The following is a 2,472-nucleotide window of genomic DNA, read 5'->3' as shown; positions in this document are numbered from 1 at the left end:
ATCATAGAAGAATCTTATTTACAGACTTTTCTTCATACCCTCCGTCAACATGTACACCAACCTTTCTTTCGCCATCAAAAAAGACGGCAGTTTATGGGGCTGGGGTTATAACCGATTTGGACAGCTTTGCACCGGAAATTCAGAACCCGTACTTTTTCCCGTAAAAATTTCAGACAATGTCAAAGATTATTGCCCCTTTTATGCAACACTGTATTTCGTAAAACAGGACAACACCCTTTGGGGCAGCGGATTCAACATTTCTTCTTTTTCCAACGATCAGCCGGAGCTTACGCCGCCCGTCCTTTTACAAGAGAATATTGACCACATCCAGACCATTGACGATACGGTCTTTTCCTTTGGCACAGATGGCAGTCTATCTATCTGCGGCTATCATGATGTCGTTCGGATCAATGACGGGTTTGATTCTCCCTATGAAATCGATCGCAGAAAAATCCTTGACAACGTTGCATGGATCGACGGCGAACGCGGAGATATCTTTGCTATGACAAATGATGGCAAACTCATGAATTTCTCTGTTGTGACCGTCTATGACGGAAAAGTTCAGCCAACAAAACCGGTGGAAATTCCGCTGCCATTAACTTGACGTACGATAACTGCTCTGCCTAATTTACTCTTAATTGAAAGCCCCCCATCTCTACGCAGAAAAGGGGGGCTTTTTTCTATATTTTTTCTTAGCATTAACTTTCAGATGGGATCTGTCTGCCTTCATGGTCTACAGTATATTCACCAGCATGTATGATTTCAGAAACAGGCACAATGTCATATCCTTTTTCTTTCAATCCTTTCAAAATGGTATCCAATGCTTGGGGCGTATACTTTGCATCGTTGTGGAATAACAGAATAGAACCGTTTCCTAAATGCTTATGATTCAGAACTTGGTTAATTTCCGCTTCGACACCCTGTTCTTTCCAGTCTAGACTATCCACATCCCACTGGATAGAATAATACCCATTTTCCTTTGCTGTTCGGATAACGTTATCATTGTATTCTCCAAATGGTGGGCGGAATAAATTCATGTCAATCCCCGTTAACTCTTTTACTGCCTCATGGCATCCCTGCAATTCCTGTGTAATTTGTTCTGACGATAAAGTGCTCATGTGGGGATGCGTTGCTGAGTGATTGCCTAAATCATGACCTGCGGCAGCAATTTTTTCCACCTCTTCTGGATATTTATCCACCCAATACCCACAAAGGAAAAAAGTTGCCGTCACATCATTGTCGTCTAAAATCTGTAGCAACTCATCTGTATCGTCCGCACCCCATGCAGCATCAAAACTGATTGCCACCTTTTTTTCATCTGTCTGCACACAGTAAATGGGTAATTCCCGTTTTGTCTGTGCCGTCAGCACCGCTGAAGTGTATTCTGCCACAGGCGGTAGAAAATGCGCACCTAAGCCAATGGCAGCCAATACTGATACACCTAAAATGACATACTTCTTCTTCAAATGAATCGCACGGAAAAATTGCATAATCTTCCCTCCGTTTTTGTTCTATCCTATGCAAAAAACAATTTTTCTATGATAAAAACGGACAAGTATTGGGAAAAGAAGACATTTTCTCCATGTCTTTTTCATGATATTTATTTCTCGAATTTTTTCAGGTTGTAAGAAAAATGTTCCATATCCTCTGGCAAAATCAAAGATTTTTTGCTGTCAGCTTCTGTAATGGGACGAATGGGTCTGCAGGGATTTCCGTAAGCCAGATAATTATCAGGGATATCCTTTGTAACTACGCTTCCTGCACCAATGACAACATTATTCCCAATATGCACACCGCCAATGACAACGGTATTGCAGGCGATCCACACATTATCCCCAATGTGAATCTCATCGGCATATTCCGCCATAGTGGTTTTTCCCTCATCATCCAGTCCCATTCTTTCCTGGGCAATCAGTGGATGGGACGTTGCCATCAGGGAAACATTGGGACCAAAGCATACATTATCCCCAATATAAATCCGTGCATCGTCCATGACTGTCAGATTAAAATTGGCAAAAAAATTCTCTCCAATAAACGTATGAGAGCCATAATTGAACTGGATAGGTCCCTGAAAATAGTACACCTTCCCAATTTTTCCAATGAACTCCTGAATGATGGGACTTCTTTCAGGATCATATTCATCCATGGTATTATATTTCTGACAGGCAATATGGGCTTTATGCTTAATGTCCTTTAATTCCTGTTTTCTTGGGTCAAACATCTTTCCGGCAAAAATTTTTTCTTCTTCTGTCATCATAAACACCTTCCTTTCCCATTTTCTATTTCCTATTTTAGCACTGCTTTTTTCAAAATACCAGCCCTCTGATCTTCCCCATTGCTTGACAATTCATCCTCATTGTGCTTGAATAAATACAATGAAAAGTCCAGCGGTGATATGTCAAGATAAAAACAATATTGAAAGATATACTTTCAGCTATGTTTCAAAAAGACAAAAACACCCACCTAAGCCCT

The 2,472-nt window shown here is 40.9% G+C and carries 3 protein-coding genes; 1 reads left to right on the top strand and 2 read right to left on the bottom strand.

The features are described from left to right. Nucleotides 1-49 precede the first annotated feature (49 nt). Nucleotides 50-604 (top strand): RCC1 domain-containing protein, encoded by a 555-nt coding sequence (locus tag BUB35_RS18130; RefSeq protein WP_072854020.1) that lies wholly within the window; start codon nt 50-52, stop codon nt 602-604. Between the two features lie 94 nt (nt 605-698). Here BUB35_RS18130 and BUB35_RS18125 read toward each other — a convergent pair whose 3' ends face one another. Both BUB35_RS18125 and BUB35_RS18120 read right to left on the bottom strand, forming a co-directional pair. Continuing rightward, the gene (locus BUB35_RS18125; RefSeq protein WP_072854018.1) at nt 699-1,490 is read right to left on the bottom strand and encodes a polysaccharide deacetylase family protein; all 792 of its coding nucleotides are present in this window, start codon (nt 1,488-1,490) and stop codon (nt 699-701) included. Nucleotides 1,491-1,600: 110 nt separating this feature from the next. After that, nucleotides 1,601-2,254 carry a sugar O-acetyltransferase gene (locus BUB35_RS18120; RefSeq protein WP_072854022.1) on the bottom strand — a complete coding sequence of 218 codons (654 nt, stop codon included), beginning with the start codon at nt 2,252-2,254 and terminating at the stop codon, nt 1,601-1,603. Nucleotides 2,255-2,472: the final 218 nt, after the last annotated feature.

The sequence above is a fragment of the Anaerotignum lactatifermentans DSM 14214 genome, from assembly GCF_900142265.1.
GTDB classification, from domain to species: Bacteria; Bacillota; Clostridia; order Lachnospirales; family Anaerotignaceae; genus Anaerotignum; species Anaerotignum lactatifermentans.
The sequence above is the reverse complement of the archived record's forward strand: the minus strand, read 5'-3'. Positions and strand labels throughout refer to the sequence as shown.

Bases quoted from the DNA above. Each gene is read 5' to 3' on its own strand.
- BUB35_RS18125 (WP_072854018.1), bottom strand. From the start codon at position 1,490: ATGCAATTTTTCCGTGCGATTCATTTGAAGAAGAAGTATGTCATTTTA.
- BUB35_RS18120 (WP_072854022.1), bottom strand. From the start codon at position 2,254: ATGACAGAAGAAGAAAAAATTTTTGCCGGAAAGATGTTTGACCCAAGA.
- BUB35_RS18130 (WP_072854020.1), top strand. From the start codon at position 50: ATGTACACCAACCTTTCTTTCGCCATCAAAAAAGACGGCAGTTTATGG.